Genomic DNA, 15,488 nt, shown 5'->3' with positions numbered 1-15,488 from the left:
AGGAACCCACCATGCAGGGCCAACCCGAGTACAGCGGCGGCTGCCAGTGCGGCGCGATCCGCTTCCAGGCGCGCGGTGAGCTGACCGACAGTTCGATCTGCCACTGCCGGATGTGCCAGAAGGCGTTCGGCGCCTATTACGCACCGCTGGTCTCGGTGCGCGGGGTGCAGTTCAGCTGGACCCGAGGCCAGCCGCGCTATTTCCAGTCGTCCAACGTGGTGCGGCGCGGCTTCTGCGCCGACTGCGGCACGCCGTTGACCTACGAGGCGCCAGACGGCGTGGCAGTGGCGGCAGGGGCCTTCGACCAGCCTGAACGCCTGCCGCCCACCCTGCAGTACGGGGTGGAGCGCAAGCTGCCGTTCGTCGACACCTTGGCCAGCCTGCCGGCCAGGCGCACCGAGGACGACGTCGCTGCCCTCGCGTTCCTGGCCACGATCGTCTCCCACCAGCACCCCGACCACGACACCCCGCACTGGCCGCCGCGCAGCCGATGACGCTCTGTAGAGCCGAGCCCACGCTCGGCTGGCGGGTCGCCGCAGCCTGAACCCAGGACAGCCGAGCGCTGGCTCGGCTCTACGGAGGGCCCGCCGCAGCGCCCGGCCCGCCGATGCTCTACCATAGCCACCCCCTTTCCGGTCCCCGCCCGCATGAGCAAGAACAGCCAGTGGATCGTCGGCGTCAACGCCGTCGCCTCCTCCATCGAGAACGACGCCGACAACGTCCGCGAAGTGCTGGTCGAGGCCGGTGCGAAGAACCCGCGCCTGACCGAAATCGAAGAGAACGCCCGCCGCAAGGGCATCGACGTGCGCAAGGTCAACAGCCAGGCGCTGGACGGCGTGGGCGGTTCGGTGCGCCACCAGGGCGTGGCCGCGCGTTATGCCGCCGCCCGCACCTACAGCGAGAACGAGCTGGAAGGGCTGGTGACCGCAGCAGAGGGCAAGGCCCTGCTGCTGGTGCTGGACGAGGTGCAGGACCCGCACAACCTGGGTGCCTGCCTGCGTTCGGCGGCAGCGTCCGGTGCCACTGCGGTGATCATTCCCAAGGACAAGTCGGCCACGGTGAACGCCACCGTGCGCAAGACCTCGGCCGGCGCTGCCGACCGCATTCCGGTGGTGGCGGTGACCAACCTGTCGCGCTGCCTGAAGGACCTGCAGAAGCAGGGCGTGTGGATCTACGGCCTGGCCGGCGAGGCGACCGCCTCGCTGTACGACCTGGACCTGAAGGGCAACATCGCGCTGGTGCTGGGCGGTGAGGCCGATGGCCTGCGCCGCCTGACCCGCGAGAACTGCGATGGCCTGGTCAAGATTCCGATGCCGGGCGAGATCGAAAGCCTGAACGTCTCCGTCGCCGCCGGCGTCAGCCTGTTCGAAGCCGTGCGCCAGCGTGGTTGAGCGCGGGGTCAGATCCCTTTCCCATGGAAAAGGGCTCTGACCCTTTTCTCATGCCGCGCTGCGCGCTCGCCGGGCATGGCCCGACGCTACCGAGTCGACCAAGGTCGACACCTACCGCGGCGGTGCATGACGCCATTCCGACAGCAGACGGGAAACGGTCAAGGGCGGGGTGGGTCCGGTGGCAGGGGTGTGAGCCGCATGGATGCGGCGACCAAGCCCCCAGGGATGGGTTCACGGCGTCCCCTGCCATCGGACCCGCCCCGCCAGTCAACGGAATGCCCCGTTGTTGAGGTTGATGTTGACGTTGTTCTGGCGGGTGCGGGGCGCAGCCCCGCATCGCGTTACCCCGCGCTGCCGCCCAGCGCCTTGAACAGGGTCACGTCGTTGTTCAACTGGCCCTGCCGCACGCGCGCCAGCGACAGCTCGGCATCGCGCCGGGTCTGCTGTGCTTCCAGCCAGGTGCGCAGATCGGTGGCGCCTACCCGATAGCGCACTTCCTGCGCGCGCTCCACTTCCACCGCTTCGTCGTACGAGGCCTGCGAGGCCGCCACCTGGCGTGCCAGCTGTTCGCGCGCAGACAGCGCGTTGTCCACTTCCGAGAGCGCGGTGTACAGCGTCTTGCGGAAGTTGGTCGCCGTGATCTGGTAACTGGTGCCGGCGATATCGGTGTCCAGCTGCGCGCGCTGCAGGTTGAGGAACGGCAGTGACAGGCCGGCGCCCAGGGTGGCCACCGGATTGCGCAGCACGTCGCCCAGCGAGGTTGCACTGGAGCCGAGGCTGCCGGTCAGGCTCAGCGCCGGGTAGTACTGGGTCGCGGTGACCTTGATGGTCTTCAGGCTGTTGCGCAGGCGCAGTTCGGCCGCGCGCAGGTCCGGGCGGCGGCCCAGCAGGTCGGTCGGCAGACCCTCCGCGATCTGCGGGCTGCGCGCGCCCAGCAGATCCTGCGGTTCGTCCTGCTGCGGCCACGGCATGCCGTCCAGCAGCACGGTCAGCGCATTGCGCACCTCCACCCGCTGCTGTTCCAGCGCGCTCTGCGAGGACCGCTGCGACTGCAGGTTCTGCAGTGCCTGGCGCACTTCCAGACGCGACACCGCACCGGCATCGAAGCGCGCCTGCACCAGTTCGCGGGTGCGTTCGAGCCGCTCCAGGTTCGCCTGCCCGGTGGCGATCGACTGGTTGAGATAGGCCAGGTTCCAGTACTGGGTGATGGTGTCGCTGATCACCAGCAGCGCAGTGTTCTGCCGGTCTTCTTCACTGGCCTCGGCTTCCCAGCGGGCGATGTCGCGCTGCGTGCGCAGGCGGCCCCACAGGTCCACTTCCCAGCCCAGCGAAACCCCCGTGGAATAGCTGCGGCGCCAGTCGTCGGCCTGGTCGGTGGCGCGGCTGGCGTTGCCGCTCACGCCGGACGAGGAAGGCTGCGGCCACAGCGCGTTGCTGGCCAGCCCGGCCTGCAGGCGCGAGCGCTGCACGGCCAGGCCGGCGGCGGCAAGGTCGCTGTTGGCGGCCAGCGCGCGGGCGACCAGACGGTCCAGGCGTTCATCGCCGAAGCCGGTCCACCAGGTGTCCTGGCGGATGTCGCGGCCGGGGGTATCCAGGCTGCTGCGCGGGTCGTCGGCCGGTGCATTGAGCGTGGCATCGCCACGCCCGTAGCGGGCCGCCACGTCGGGGTCCTGCACCGGATAGCGACCCACCGAGGCACACGCGGACAGGGCGAGCAGGACAGCGCCGGCCAGCAGCAGGCGCGAGGGAGCGGGGAAGGGCAGTGGGGTCATCATCGTCATTCGCGGGCCAGGGCCTCGACCGGGTCGAGCTGCGCGGCGTTGCGCGCGGGCAGGAAGCCGAACGCCACGCCGATCAGGGTCGAGCAGGCGAACGCGGCAACAATCGAGGCGGTGGAGAACAGCACCTGGAAGTCACTGGCGAAGCGGCCGATCATCGAGCCCAGCAGCAGCGCCAGGCCGATGCCGAGCACGCCACCGAGCAGGCACACCAGTACCGCTTCGATCAGGAACTGCTGGCGGATATCACTCTGGCGGGCACCGACGGCCATGCGCACCCCGATCTCGCGGGTGCGTTCGGTCACCGACACCAGCATGATGTTCATCACGCCGATGCCGCCGACCAGCAGCGCGATGGCGGCGATGGCACCGATCAGCAGCGTCATCGTGCGCGTGGTCTGCTCGATGGTGTCGCGGATCTCGGCGCTGTTGCTGAGGAAGAAATCCTCGGTGCCGTGGCGCAGGGTCAGCAGGCGGGTGATGGCTTCCTGCGCGGCGTCCATCGGCGTGCTGTCGTCCACGCGCACGGTGATGCTGGAGACATGGCTCTGGCCGAGCATGCGCGACATCACCGTGGTGTACGGCACCCACACGCTGAGGCTGGTACTGCCGCCGAAGCCGAAGCTCTGCCGCTTGGCCACGCCGACCACGCGCGCCGGCACGTTGCCGAGCAGGATCACCTGGCCGATCGGATCGACATCGGGGAAGAACTGGGTCTGGGTGTTCTCATCGATCACCGCCACCTGGCCAAGGCCCTTCACCGCATCGGCATCGAAGAAGCTGCCGCTGAGCAGGGTCACGCCCTTGACCCGGAAGAACTGCTCGCCGACGCCGCTGACCTGGGCAGTGGAAGACTGGTTGCGGTAGCGCGCGGTGACCGAACTGGACACGCTGGGCGTGGCGCTGTCCACATAACTCTGCCGGGACAGGGCATCGGCATCGCTGGCCTTTAGCGTCTGCACGCGTGCCGATCGCATGTCGCCGAAACCACGGCCGGGATAGACGTCGATGGTGTTGGTGCCCAGCGCGCTGATGTTCTGCAGGATCTGCTGCTGCGAGCCGTTGCCCAATGCCACCACCGACACCACCGAGGCAATGCCGATGATGATGCCGAGCATGGTCAGGAAGGTGCGCAGCCGATGCGCGTTCATCGCCAGCAGGGCCATGCGGAACGCTTCGGTGAAGCGGTCGCGGGCGGCGCGCCAGCTGTTGCCATGGGCGACGCCGGTGCTGGCTTCGCGCTGGGCGCGGTAGCTCGGCGCATCCGGGTTGGCGCGGTCGGCGATGATCTCGCCGTCGCGGATCTCGATGATGCGCTGCGCGTGCTCGGCCACGCTCATGTCGTGGGTGACGATGATGATGGTGTGGCCTTCGGCATGCAGCTCGCCGAGGATCGCCATCACTTCCTCGCCGGATTTCGTGTCCAGCGCGCCGGTCGGTTCGTCGGCCAGGATCACCTCGCCGCCGTTCATCAGCGCACGCGCGATCGACACGCGTTGCTGCTGGCCGCCGGACAGCTGGCCCGGCTTGTGGTGCATGCGGTCGCCCAGGCCCAGCCGTTGCAGCAGCTGCTCGGCGCGCGCGTTGCGCACCGGGCCGGGGCTGCCGGCATACACCGCGGGGACTTCCACGTTGCCACGTGCGTCCAGGTCGCCGAGCAGGTGGTAGCGCTGGAAGATGAAGCCGAAATGCTCGCGGCGCAGTTCGGCCAGCTCGTCCGGTTCCATCTGGCCGGTCTCGCGGCCGGCCACCTGGTAGCTGCCGCGGGAGGGACGGTCGAGGCAGCCGAGGATGTTCATCAGCGTCGACTTGCCCGAGCCGGACTGGCCGACGATGGCCACCATCTCGCCGGCGTGGATGTCCACGTTGACGTCGCGCAGTACGGCGATGACATCATCGCCGGCCGGGAATTCGCGTCGCAGGTCGCGCAGGCGCAGCAGCGGCGCCGTCGTGCTCATCGGCGCGGGCCCATGCCCGGGCCGCCGACCCGCATCTGCATGCCACCACGGTTGCCACCGCCGCTGCCGGCTGCAGCGGCACTGGCTTCACCCACCACCACACGCTCGCCTTCCTGCAGGCCGGACAGGATCTCGGCCGAAGCGCCGTTGTTGATGCCGACCTTCACCTTGCGCGGCTGCGGCTGGCCCTTGTCATCCAGCACCCGCACCATGCGCTCGTCGCCGCGACGCTTCGGCCCCAGCGCCACCGCCGGCACCATCAGCACGTTCCTGGCCTGCTTCAACAGCACCGAAACCTGCGCGGTCATGTCGATGCGCAGCGTGCCGTCCGGGTTTTCCACATCGAACAGCGCGTTGTAGTAGACCGCGCTGCTGGAGCTGGAACTGGACGAACTGCTGGAACTGGAAGAGTTCTCGTTGGCGATCGAGGCCGGCGCCGGATTGATCTGGCGCAGCGTGGCGTGGTACTTGCGGTCCGGGTCACCCAGGGTGGTGAAGTACACCGGCATGCCGGCCTTGATCTTGACCACGTCGGCCTCGGAGATCTCGGCATTGACGGTGACCACGTCCAGCCGGGCCAGCATGACGATGGTCGGCGCGGTCTGGTTGGCGTTCACCGTGCGGCCTTCCTCGGCCACCACCGCCACCACGGTGCCATCCATCGGCGCGGTGATGCGGGTGTAGGCCAGGTTGGCGCGGGCGGTGCCCAGTTCGGTCTGGCGGCCCTTGATCTGCGCCTCGTAGGACTGCAGCTGGGCACGGGCGGTCTTCAGCTGGGCCTCGGCGGCATCGTATTCCTGGCGCGAGGTGGCTTCGGCGGCCAGCATCTGCTGCTGGCGCGCGAATTCCAGTTCGGCCTGGCGCAGGGTGGCCTGCTGCACGGCGCGCTGGGCGGTAACCTGGTCCAGCGAGGCCTGCGCGTTGAGCACCTGGTTCTGCTGGGTGGTGGCGTCGATCTCGGCGATCAGGTCGCCTTCCTTCACCGTATCGCCCAGCTGCACCTTCAGCGACTTGATCTGGCCCGAAGCCTGGGCACCGACGCTGACCAGCTTGTAGGCGTCGATCACGCCGGTGGCGTCCACCGTCTGCTCGATGTCGCCGCGGCTGACCGCAGTGGTCGCCACGGCCGGGCCGGCGGGCTTGCGCAGCAGCCACCAGGCGGCCACGGCAACGATCAGGGCAAGCAGGGCGATCAGTATCAGGCGACCCCGGCGGGTCGCAGGCAGCAGGCGGAACGTCACGTCGTGGCTTCACTCTCGGGGCCGCGCGGGCGGCGTTGGTGGGCATTGTGAAGACCGGGCAGCGGGCCACTCAATCCTCGGGGTATGTCTGTATGTAACACTGTCGGTGAATACGCGTAACCACAGGTATCGCCCCCTTCGGCAGATACACTGGTACGCATTGCCCCGGATGCGGTTCAGCTGCCGACACGGGATGATCGCGCCATGGAGACCGAAAACCCGATGCACCGACTGCTGATCGTCGATGACGACAACGACATCCGCACGCTGCTGGCCGAACAGCTCGGCCGCGCCGGCTACCAGGTGAGCACCGCCGCCGATGGCACCGCCATGCGCCAGCTGCTGGACCGTGAGCATGTGGACCTGATCGTGCTCGACCTCAATCTGCCGCGCGAGGACGGCCTGACCTTGTGCCGCGACCTGCGCGCGCGCTCGAACACGCCGGTGATCATGCTGACCGCGCGCGCCGAGCCGATCGACCGCGTGCTGGGCCTGGAAATGGGCGCCGACGACTACCTGGCCAAGCCGTTCGAGCCGCGCGAGCTGCTGGCGCGCATCCGCAACGTGCTGCGCCGGACCGAGGCGCTGCCGGCCAACCTGGAACCGCTGGCGGTGCGCCGCGCGCGCTTCTCGCGCTGGGTGTTCGACCTGGAGCATCGCCACCTGGTCGATCCGGATGACCGCGTGGTGGTGCTGTCCGGTGCCGAATTCCGCCTGCTGCGGGTGTTCATCGCCCATGCCAACAAGGTGCTGTCGCGTGAGCAGCTGGTCGCGCTCAGCAGTGGCCGCAACTACGAGGCGCAGGACCGGGCGATCGACCTGCAGGTCAGCCGGCTGCGCAACAAGCTCGGTGACGATGGGGGCCCGGACGGCCTGATCAAGACCGTGCGCAACGAAGGCTACGTGCTGGCTTCTTCGGTGAACCTGGAATAAGCCACGATGAATCGCCTGCGCCATTTCCTGTCCTCGATGGTCGGGCGGTTGTTCGTGATCCTGCTGCTGGGCATGAGCGTGGCCGCGATCGGCGCGACCATGCTGGCGACGTCCAAGCGCCAGCAGGAATTCGAGCGGCAGAATCTGAACCGCATTGCCGACCGCTTGCAGGGCTACGTCAACCTGCTCGATGGCAACCCCGAGCTGCGCGAGCGCCTGCTTGAAGTCGGCGGGCCGAGCGTGCGCGCGCTGCAGCCGGGCGCGCGGCTGGGGCGTGCCGACACCGCGTTGATGGAAGTGCTGGAGGACCGGCCCGGCCCGGTGTCGCGTGCGCATGTGCACTTCGCCTCGTTCCGGTCCTGCATTCCCAAGCTGCAGGACCTGTTGCCGCCGCCCAAACCCGGCCATCGCAAGCCACCGCGCGAGCGCGATCCTGCGTTCATCCCGCCCAAGTGCCGCGCAGTTGACGTGACGCTCAACGATGGCACGCTGCTGAAGCTGGCGCTGGATTCGCCGGCGGTGGCGCACAACGGCATCCTCGCCGTCGACCCGTGGTTCCTGACCCTGCTGGTGCTGGCGATCGCCGTGCTGGCCTACATCGTGGCGCGCATCGCCAGTGCGCCGCTGCAGGAACTGGCCGCCGCCGCTGAAGACCTGGGCGATGACCTGCAGCGCGACCCGCTGCCATTGCGTGGGCCGCGCGAAGTGCAGCGTGCGGCCGAAGCCTTCAACGCCATGCAGCATCGCCTGCAGCGCCACCTGGCCGAACGCACGCAGATGCTGGCGGCGATCACCCACGATCTGCAGACGCCGCTGACCCGGCTGCGCCTGCGCCTGGAGAATGTGACCGACGAGGCCCTGCGCGAGCGCCTGATCGGCGATCTTGCCGCGATGCAGGCGCTGGTGCGCGAAGGCCTGGAGCTGGCACGCAGCGCCGAGAGCTCCGAGCAGCGCGCCGCGCTGGACCTGGATTCGCTGCTGGAAAGCATCGTCGAAGATACCGCCGAGGGCGGTGGCGACGTGGTGTTCGAAGGCGGCAGCGGCTCGGTGCTGATGCTGCGCCCACTGGCCATGCACCGGCTGTTCTCCAATCTGGTGGACAACGCGGTGATGTACGCGCAGCGGGCGCGGGTGCGCGTGGAGCGCAGCGGCGGCGCGATCACGGTGGTGGTGGCCGACGATGGCCCCGGCCTGGCCGATGAGCAGCTGGAGGCCGTGTTTGATCCATTCGTGCGGGTGGAAACCTCGCGCTCGCGCGAGACCGGCGGCGCCGGCCTGGGCCTGACCATTGCCCGCGCCTTGGCCGAGAAGGACGGGGCGCGACTGTGGCTGCGCAACCGCGCCGAGGGTGGGCTGGAGGCCGTTGTGCAGTGGCCGGCCAGTGCCCAGGTGGTGGCACCCGGGCGCGCCGGCTGAGCCGGGCAAGCGGGCAACGGTGACGCCGGGGCCTGGCTTTGCCCTATCATCTGCGTATCTCCCCAGCCTCCCCCCGATGAGCCAGCCCGTTCCCGCCGGCATGCCGCCCCGCGCTGTCCGGCTGTTCCCGCACGCTGCCGTGTCCTGCAGCCGCACCTGGCCACCGCTACTGCGGTGATGGGCGGTCAAGGGGACAACGGGCGCTGGGTGGAGCGCCGCGTAACGGCCGTCAGGCAGGCCCTGCGCCGCGGCCTGTTGTGGCTGCTGCTGGCCATGCTGCTGCCGCTGCCGGTGGCCGCGCAGGAAGGCGCGCCGCCGCTGCGTGACTACGCCATCGACGTATGGACCTCGCGCAACGGCCTGCCGCACAACTCGCTGCGCGACATCGCGCAGACGCCGGAAGGCCACCTATGGTTCGCCACCTGGGAAGGGCTGGTGCGCTACAACGGCCTGGATTTCACCGTGTTCGACCGCAGCACGCGTCCGGGCCTGCGCGACAACGGCATCGGCGCGCTGTTCGTCGATCGCCAGGGCGGGCTGTGGATCAGCGATTCGCGCGGTAATGTCAGCCATCGTGGCAGCGACGGCCAGTGGCGGGTCTGGGAACACCAGGCCGATACGCCGCAGGTGCTGATCCAGTCGATGCAGATGGACAGCCAGGGCCGCCTGTGGCTGTTGTATGAAGGCAAGGGCATCGGTTACCTGCTTCCCGACCGCGGCATGGTCTACCAGGCGCCAGCGGCCGATCTGCCGATGGCGATGAGCTTCACCAAGCTGGTGGTCGATGCGCAGGACCGGGTCTGGATCGGCACCCTCGACGGCCTGGTGCTGCGCGACAACGACGGCGTGCTCAAGCGCGCGCCGGCGGCGTGGGGGCTGGGTGCCGGCAGCGGCCTGTCGTGGCCGTACCGGGCGCCGGATGGTGCGCTGTGGATCGTCGCCGGCGAGCGCCTGTACCGGGTGGAGGATGACCGGCTGGTGCTGGTGCATCGCCTGCCGGGCCAGCTGCACATGACCGCGATGCTGCAGGATCGCCACGGCGATCTGTGGCTGGGCACCGAGAACCAGGGCCTGCTGCGCATTTCCGCGCACGGGCTGGAACGGCTGCCGGCCGGCCTGAACCTGCCGGGCGGGCGGGTGGTGAGCCTGCGCGAAGATGCCGAGGGCAGCATCTGGGTAGGCGCCAACGGTGGCCTGTACCGCCTGCGCGAAACGCTGTTCAGCAGCTATACCGAGCGCGATGGGCTCAGCGGCGACTATGTGCGCACGGTGTTGGAGGATCGCGACCGCCAGCTGTGGGTCGGCAGTGCCAGTGGCCTTGACCGGCAGACCGCCGACGGTCGTTTCCAGGCGATGCCGCTGCACAACCGTGGTGGCAAGGCGCCCTCGGTGCTGAGCCTGGCGCAGGGGCCGAATGGCGACCTCTGGGTCGGCACCTTTGGCGATGGCGTCTACCGGCTTGGCCGCGATGGCAGCCTGCGCCACAACTACGCCGCCGCCGACGGCATGCCCGGTGGCAACATCCGCGCAATCAGCGTGGATCCGCAGGGCGTTGTCTGGGCCGGCACGCAGAAGGGCGTGGTACGCATCGATGGCGACCGGGTGCAGGTCTCCAACGTGCCGGGGATGCCGGGCGGCCTGATCACGGCGCTGGAGCACGACCATCAGGGCAACCTGTGGATCGGCACCATCGAAGGCATCCGCGTACTGCGCGGCGACCGCGTGCAATCGATCAACCTGGCCCCGCTGGGCGGCGGCCGCAGCGTGTTCGGCTTCCACCAGCTGGGCGATGCGATGTGGATCAGCAGCGACCGCGGTCTGTACTGCTGGCAGAACGGGACGTTGGCACGGGTCGGCCTGGAACAGGGCATGCCGGTGGACGCGGTGTTCCAGCTGGTGCCGGACCGGCTCGGCAATGTGTGGATCAGCAGCAACCGCGGCGTGCTGCGCACCGACATGGCCACGCTCAATGCAGTGGCCGATGGACGCACGCCGCGAGTGGTGGTGGAGCGCTACAACGAGATCGACGGCATGGCCAACGCGCAGGCCAATGGCAGCTCCGGGCCGTCGGCGATCCTGCGCCAGGACGGCACGTTCTGGGTGGTCACCGCCGGCGGCCTGAGCACGGTCGACCCGCAGCGCCTGCAGCGTTTCCGCGAGCGCCCCTCACCACCGGCGGCGATCGAGAGCGTGCAGGTGGACGGCGCGCCGGTGCACTGGGAAGGCCCCGAACGCAACCACATTCCGGGCGGGCGCCGGCTGGCGGTCAGCTACGTCGGCCTGAGCTACCTGATGTCCGACCGGATACGCTACCGCACGCGGCTCGATGGCCTGGACAGCGGCTGGGTCGAGCGCGGCCCGCAGCGCAGCGTCGAGTTCGTTGGGCTGCCGCCGGGCGACTACACGCTGCATGTGGCGGCGGCACATCCGGGGGGCAGCTGGGGCCAGCAGGAAGCGGTGTGGAGCTTCAGCGTCGAGCCGTTCTGGTGGCAGCGACGCAGCGTGCAGGCGCTGGGCGGATTGTTGCTGCTGGCCGGCCTGGTGGCGCTGTACCGCCTGCTGCTGCAGCAGCTGAAGGCCAGCAACCTGCGCCTGGCCCGGCGGGTGGACGAGGCGACCTTCGACCTGCAGGCCAAGACCGTGCACCTGCAGGCCCTGAACCAGGAAAAGACCGAGCTGGCCGAGCGCCTGGCGCGGCAGGCCGAAGCGTTTGAGCGCCAGGCCCGCGAGGATGCCCTGACCGGACTGGCCAACCGCCGTGGCTTCGACGAAACGCTGGCCCGCGATTTCGCCCGTTCGCAGCGCAGTGGCCACTCGTTGTGCCTGGTGGTGCTGGACATCGACCACTTCAAGGACGTCAACGACCGGCACAGCCACAGCATCGGTGACGCGGTGCTGGTGCAGGTGGCGGCGGTGATCGGCGCGGCCTGCCGCGCATCGGATCTGCCGGCACGCACCGGTGGCGAAGAGTTCGCGCTGCTGCTCAACGACACCCGGCTGGAAGAGGCTGCACAGCTGTGCGCGCGCCTGCGCGGGTTGTTCCACGATCACCCGGACTGGGCCGGCGTGCCGGGCCTGCGGGTGACCTTCAGTGCCGGCCTGGTGGAACTGGATGCCGACGATCGCACGCCGGCCTTGCTGTACCAGCGCGCCGACCGTGCGCTGTACCGCGCCAAGAGCGACGGGCGGGATCGCACCTGCATCGGGTGAATTCATCCACGCATGGCGTGGATCTACCGCCCGGTGGGGGGCGGATCGTTGGTCCGCACTGCCTGATGGGATGCGCCGTCGCGGTTTACCGCGGCCAGGCGTTGGCGATGGTGCAGAACAGCCGCGCGGTCTGCTCGGTGTCATACACCGCGCTGTGTGCCTCGTTGGCGTCCCAGCCCAGCCCGGCGGCATGGGCCGCGCGCGCCAGCACGGTCTGCCCGTACGCGATGCCGGCCAGGGTGACCGTGTCGAACACGCTGAACGGATGGAACGGATTGCGCTTGTGGCCGGTGCGTGCCACCGCCGCATTGACGAAGCCCAGGTCGAAATGGGCGTTGTGGCCGACCAGGATCGCGCGCTGGCAGCCGTACTTCTTCATCGCCGCACGCACCGGGGTGAAGATGTGGTCCAGCGCCGCCTTCTCTTCCTTGGCCAGCCGGAACGGATGGTCGAGGATGATGCCGGTCACCTCCAGCGATTTCGGGTCGATCTCCAGGCCCTCGGCCGGCACCACATGGGCACTGGCGGTCTGGCCGGGGTAGAGCAGGCCGTTCTCGTCCATCTCGATCGGCACCGCGGCGATTTCCAGCAGGGCGTTGCGCTGGCTGTCGAAGCCGCCGGTTTCCACGTCCACCACCACCGGCAGGAAGCCGCGGAAGCGCTGGGACATCGCGCGCTGCGCCGGGGATGTTGCGGAATCGGGGGCGGCGGCAGGTGCGGGGGTGGGGTCAGTCATGGGTGAATTCTAGCAGAGCGGCCCCGAGTGCCCGGCCATGCTCAAGCGCCCACGCCGACCAAGGCCGGCGAGCCCGGTAGGTGCCAACCTTGGTTGGCACAACCCGCGCCGACCAAGGTCAGCATCTATCGAACCGCAGGCCGTGCCAGCACGGCGTCCACGCTCAGCTTGCCGGCGCCGGTGAACAGCAGCGGCAGCAGCATCGCCATGAACAGCGCGGGCAGCTTGAAGTTGCCGAAGCCCTGGTCGCTGATCGCATAGCCCATCGCCAGTTCGCCCAGCGTGTCCCATTGCATCGGCCAGTGCACGGCATAGGTGGCCACCACGGTCAGCACCAGCAGGCTGGCCGCCGCCAAACGCGTGCCGAAACCGAACAGCAGGCAGGCTGCGCCGACCAGCTCGAACCAGGTCGCCAGCTGCCAGTTCAGTGCCGCGGGTACCTGATCGAAGGGGAACGGGAAGGCGTCCTGCAGGTCGGCAAACCAGTTCTGGCCCTGCAGCTTCTCGCGGCCGGATTCGAAATATTCCCAGGCCAGCAGCAGGCGCAGGCCGAGCGGGGCCAACCAGGGGGCGAGACGGTCCAGCTGGCTGCGCGTGGCAGCCAGGATCGGCAGGTTCATCGGCGGAATCTCCGTGGAAGGGGTGTCAGCGCGGTGGAGCAAGCGGGCCGATCACGCCGGCGCGCAGGAACTGCTGCAGCAGCGCGGCACCGGGTTCGGCCAGCGCATCGGCGCCCAGGCCATGGTCGGTGGCGAGCTGCTGGAGGTAGCGATGGCCATCCAGGCCAGGCTGTTCGCCGATCCGGGACAGCAGGTGCACCGCCAGTGGGCTGAGCGCAGCGAACCGCACCTCACCGTCGGGGTCGCGGCGCACCAGCAGGCCAGTCGGTTCGGACGGCAACGCGCTTGGCGCATCCTCGGCACCCAGGCGATGGACCGGCCACCCGTACAGCAGTGGCCAGGCCAGCGGCGAGCGCTGCAGCGGCACCCGCAACGGATCGACATCGCCAGGCGCGGGCAGGGGTTCGGCGGACAACTGGTACAGGGCGGTTTCCACCCACTCGTAGTGGGCCAGTTCGGCCAGCGCCGGATGCGGCAGCGTGGGCTGCGCCTGCAGCCACTGCACGAACTCGGCGGCCAGTTCGGTGAACAACGGTGTCTGGCAGCGGTGGGTGGCGAAGTAGTGGCGCACCAGCGTGTTCCAGGCCGGTTCGCCGAGCAGGCGCATGCAGACCGGGAATCCAGTGCTCAACAGGCCGAGCAGGTTGTTGAACAGCAGGCGCTGATACACCGCCACCCGGCGCGGGTCCAGCCCGGCCGGTGCGGACACCGCCTGCGGGTCGCGCAGATGCGCGGTGAAGGCGTGCTGCTGTGCGCGCAGCGTGGCGGGAGCCTCAGCCATGTGCCGCTCCCGCGTGCATGGCCTGCAGGCGGCGGATGGTCTGCAGCTCGCCCTGCAGCTCGGCGTAGGGCGGGAAATTGAAATCGCGTTCGAGCAGGGTGGGGCGCGGACCGATGCGCGCATAGGTGCGCGCCAGCAGTGCCCAGACCGGGTCGATCACCGCGCTGCCATGGGTATCGATCTTCAGGTCCGGCGCTTCGTCCAGGTGCCCGGCAACGTGCAGGCAGACGATGCGGTCGGCGGGCAGGCCGGCGATGAAGGCATCGGCATCGTAGCCGTGGTTGCAGGCGTTGACGTAAACGTTGTTGACGTCCAGCAGCAGGTCGCAGTCGGCTTCGGCGAGCACGGCCGTGGTGAATGCCAGCTCATCCATCGCCGGTTCCGGCGCCAGGTAGTACGACACGTTCTCCACGGCGATGCGGCGACCGAGCAGTTCCTGTACGCGGGCAATGCGCGCGGCGGTGTGGCGCACGGCTTCGTCGGTGAACGGAATCGGCAGCAGGTCGTACAGATGACCTTCGTCGCTGCAGTAGCTCAGGTGTTCGCTGTACAGCGGCACGCGGTGTTTTTCCAGGAACTGGCCGACCTGTTCCAGCAGCTGCGTATCCAGCGCTGCGCTGCCACCCAGTGATAGCGACAGCCCATGGCAGCTCAGTGGATGGCGCTGTGCCAGTTCGGCCAGCGCATCACCGGCCGGGCCGCCAACGTGGATCCAGTTCTCCGGCGCACATTCGAGGAAATCGAAGTCGCCGGCCGGTGCATCGCGCAGGTCCTGCAGCAGCGCCCGGCGCAGGCCCAACCCCGCGGCCGCCGCGCGAAGCGGCGACCGTGGGTGGACGACGCTGGCGCGGACGTCAGTGCTTGCCACCGCACTTGCCTTCGCCGCACTTGCCTTCGGCTGACTTCTTGTCGCCGGTCTTGGCGGCGGCCGCACCGGCAGCCTTGCCTTTGTCGGCGCCGCACTTGCCTTCGGCGGTCTTGCCGTCGGCGCCACATTTGCCTTCGGCGTGCTTGCTGGCGTCAGCGGCCATCTTGGTGTCGGCGGCCTTGGCGTCGGTGCTGGCCTTGGCCGCCTGACCGGCCACCAGGTAGCCCTGGGCCAGGTCGCTCATGCTCAGGGCCGAGGCACTGGCGGTCATGCCCAGGCCGGCGGCCAGGGCGGTAGCCGTCAGCAGGGACAGGGTCTTGTTGGAACTGCTCATCGGTCGTGCTCCTGGGTGGTGTGGGCAGATGCCCGGGTGGCCGGCAGGAATGCCGGTGGAAGCGATGGTGCAGCGATCCTACTCAACGAATCCTCGCCAAGAACTCAAATTTTCGTGAGGTTTGTTACAGAAGCATCCGGAAGGTCCGTACCGGGCAAGCCCGGCGCCCACGATGCCGGGGGGAATACCCCAAAAAAGAAGGCCGCTGTCACCAGGACAGCG

Annotated in this window: 13 protein-coding genes; 5 read left to right on the top strand and 8 right to left on the bottom strand. The window is 69.0% G+C overall.

The window, feature by feature from the left end; all coding sequences use genetic code 11:
* Window positions 1-11: 11 nt before the first annotated feature.
* Together LZ605_RS09135 and rlmB are read left to right on the top strand one after the other, a co-directional pair.
* Complete coding sequence (locus LZ605_RS09135; RefSeq protein WP_249844561.1) at window positions 12-494, top strand: GFA family protein; 483 nt, start codon at window positions 12-14, stop codon at window positions 492-494.
* A gap of 153 nt (window positions 495-647) precedes the next feature.
* Entirely contained in the window at window positions 648-1,391 is a 744-nt protein-coding gene (rlmB, locus tag LZ605_RS09130; protein WP_107230358.1) for a 23S rRNA (guanosine(2251)-2'-O)-methyltransferase RlmB, read from the top strand.
* A gap of 341 nt (window positions 1,392-1,732) precedes the next feature.
* Here the strand turns inward: rlmB and LZ605_RS09125 are convergent, their stop codons facing one another.
* The 3 genes from LZ605_RS09125 to LZ605_RS09115 are packed head-to-tail and all read right to left on the bottom strand — an operon-like array spanning window position 1,733 to window position 6,368.
* Entirely contained in the window at window positions 1,733-3,172 is a 1,440-nt protein-coding gene (locus tag LZ605_RS09125) for a TolC family protein (RefSeq protein ID WP_249844560.1), read from the bottom strand.
* A complete protein-coding gene (locus LZ605_RS09120) occupies window positions 3,169-5,127 on the bottom strand; it encodes a MacB family efflux pump subunit (protein ID WP_249844559.1) in 1,959 nt (652 codons plus the stop codon). Before LZ605_RS09120 ends, LZ605_RS09125 begins: the two co-directional genes overlap by 4 nt.
* On the bottom strand, window positions 5,124-6,368 hold the full coding sequence (locus LZ605_RS09115; protein WP_249844558.1) for an efflux RND transporter periplasmic adaptor subunit: 1,245 nt from the start codon (window positions 6,366-6,368) through the stop codon (window positions 5,124-5,126). Before LZ605_RS09115 ends, LZ605_RS09120 begins: the two co-directional genes overlap by 4 nt.
* A gap of 204 nt (window positions 6,369-6,572) precedes the next feature.
* Here LZ605_RS09115 and LZ605_RS09110 point away from each other — a divergent pair, with 204 nt between their 5' ends.
* From LZ605_RS09110 to LZ605_RS09100, 3 genes are all read left to right on the top strand, one after another.
* Window positions 6,573-7,301 carry a response regulator gene (locus LZ605_RS09110; protein ID WP_057498358.1) on the top strand — a complete coding sequence of 243 codons (729 nt, stop codon included), beginning with the start codon at window positions 6,573-6,575 and terminating at the stop codon, window positions 7,299-7,301.
* Between the two features lie 6 nt (window positions 7,302-7,307).
* The gene (locus LZ605_RS09105) at window positions 7,308-8,717 is read left to right on the top strand and encodes an ATP-binding protein (protein ID WP_249844557.1); all 1,410 of its coding nucleotides are present in this window, start codon (window positions 7,308-7,310) and stop codon (window positions 8,715-8,717) included.
* 177 nt (window positions 8,718-8,894) lie between these two features.
* Window positions 8,895-11,927: a ligand-binding sensor domain-containing diguanylate cyclase gene (locus LZ605_RS09100; protein ID WP_249844556.1), complete on the top strand. Its 3,033-nt coding sequence runs from the start codon at window positions 8,895-8,897 to the stop codon at window positions 11,925-11,927.
* An 85-nt stretch (window positions 11,928-12,012) separates the two neighbouring features.
* On the opposite strand, the gene rnt is transcribed toward LZ605_RS09100, so the two are convergent.
* From rnt to LZ605_RS09075, 5 genes are all read right to left on the bottom strand, one after another.
* Window positions 12,013-12,597: a ribonuclease T gene (gene rnt, locus LZ605_RS09095; protein WP_107230365.1), complete on the bottom strand. Its 585-nt coding sequence runs from the start codon at window positions 12,595-12,597 to the stop codon at window positions 12,013-12,015.
* Window positions 12,598-12,788: 191 nt separating this feature from the next.
* On the bottom strand, window positions 12,789-13,283 hold the full coding sequence (locus LZ605_RS09090) for an HvfX family Cu-binding RiPP maturation protein (protein ID WP_249844555.1): 495 nt from the start codon (window positions 13,281-13,283) through the stop codon (window positions 12,789-12,791).
* Between the two features lie 25 nt (window positions 13,284-13,308).
* The gene (locus LZ605_RS09085; protein ID WP_249844554.1) at window positions 13,309-14,064 is read right to left on the bottom strand and encodes an HvfC family RiPP maturation protein; all 756 of its coding nucleotides are present in this window, start codon (window positions 14,062-14,064) and stop codon (window positions 13,309-13,311) included.
* Window positions 14,057-14,932 (bottom strand): HvfB family MNIO-type RiPP peptide maturase, encoded by an 876-nt coding sequence (locus LZ605_RS09080; RefSeq protein WP_249844553.1) that lies wholly within the window; start codon window positions 14,930-14,932, stop codon window positions 14,057-14,059. The genes LZ605_RS09085 and LZ605_RS09080 overlap by 8 nt, the downstream gene beginning before the upstream one ends.
* Window positions 14,919-15,266, bottom strand: a complete 348-nt coding sequence (locus LZ605_RS09075; RefSeq protein ID WP_249844552.1) for an HvfA family oxazolone/thioamide-modified RiPP metallophore — start codon at window positions 15,264-15,266, stop codon at window positions 14,919-14,921. Before LZ605_RS09075 ends, LZ605_RS09080 begins: the two co-directional genes overlap by 14 nt.
* Window positions 15,267-15,488: the final 222 nt, after the last annotated feature.

Source organism: Stenotrophomonas maltophilia, from assembly GCF_023518235.1.
In the GTDB taxonomy this organism is placed as follows: domain Bacteria; phylum Pseudomonadota; class Gammaproteobacteria; order Xanthomonadales; family Xanthomonadaceae; genus Stenotrophomonas.
This window is presented reverse-complemented; position numbering and strand designations above follow the sequence as displayed.

Excerpts from the sequence above, each read along its gene's own strand:
- LZ605_RS09135 (WP_249844561.1), top strand. The coding sequence starts at position 12 with ATGCAGGGCCAACCCGAGTACAGCGGCGGCTGCCAGTGCGGCGCGATC.
- rlmB (WP_107230358.1), top strand. The coding sequence starts at position 648 with ATGAGCAAGAACAGCCAGTGGATCGTCGGCGTCAACGCCGTCGCCTCC.
- LZ605_RS09125 (WP_249844560.1), bottom strand. The coding sequence starts at position 3,172 with ATGACGATGATGACCCCACTGCCCTTCCCCGCTCCCTCGCGCCTGCTG.
- LZ605_RS09120 (WP_249844559.1), bottom strand. The coding sequence starts at position 5,127 with ATGAGCACGACGGCGCCGCTGCTGCGCCTGCGCGACCTGCGACGCGAA.
- LZ605_RS09110 (WP_057498358.1), top strand. The coding sequence starts at position 6,573 with ATGGAGACCGAAAACCCGATGCACCGACTGCTGATCGTCGATGACGAC.
- LZ605_RS09105 (WP_249844557.1), top strand. The coding sequence starts at position 7,308 with ATGAATCGCCTGCGCCATTTCCTGTCCTCGATGGTCGGGCGGTTGTTC.
- LZ605_RS09100 (WP_249844556.1), top strand. The coding sequence starts at position 8,895 with ATGGGCGGTCAAGGGGACAACGGGCGCTGGGTGGAGCGCCGCGTAACG.
- rnt (WP_107230365.1), bottom strand. The coding sequence starts at position 12,597 with ATGTCCCAGCGCTTCCGCGGCTTCCTGCCGGTGGTGGTGGACGTGGAA.
- LZ605_RS09090 (WP_249844555.1), bottom strand. The coding sequence starts at position 13,283 with ATGAACCTGCCGATCCTGGCTGCCACGCGCAGCCAGCTGGACCGTCTC.
- LZ605_RS09085 (WP_249844554.1), bottom strand. The coding sequence starts at position 14,064 with ATGGCTGAGGCTCCCGCCACGCTGCGCGCACAGCAGCACGCCTTCACC.
- LZ605_RS09075 (WP_249844552.1), bottom strand. The coding sequence starts at position 15,266 with ATGAGCAGTTCCAACAAGACCCTGTCCCTGCTGACGGCTACCGCCCTG.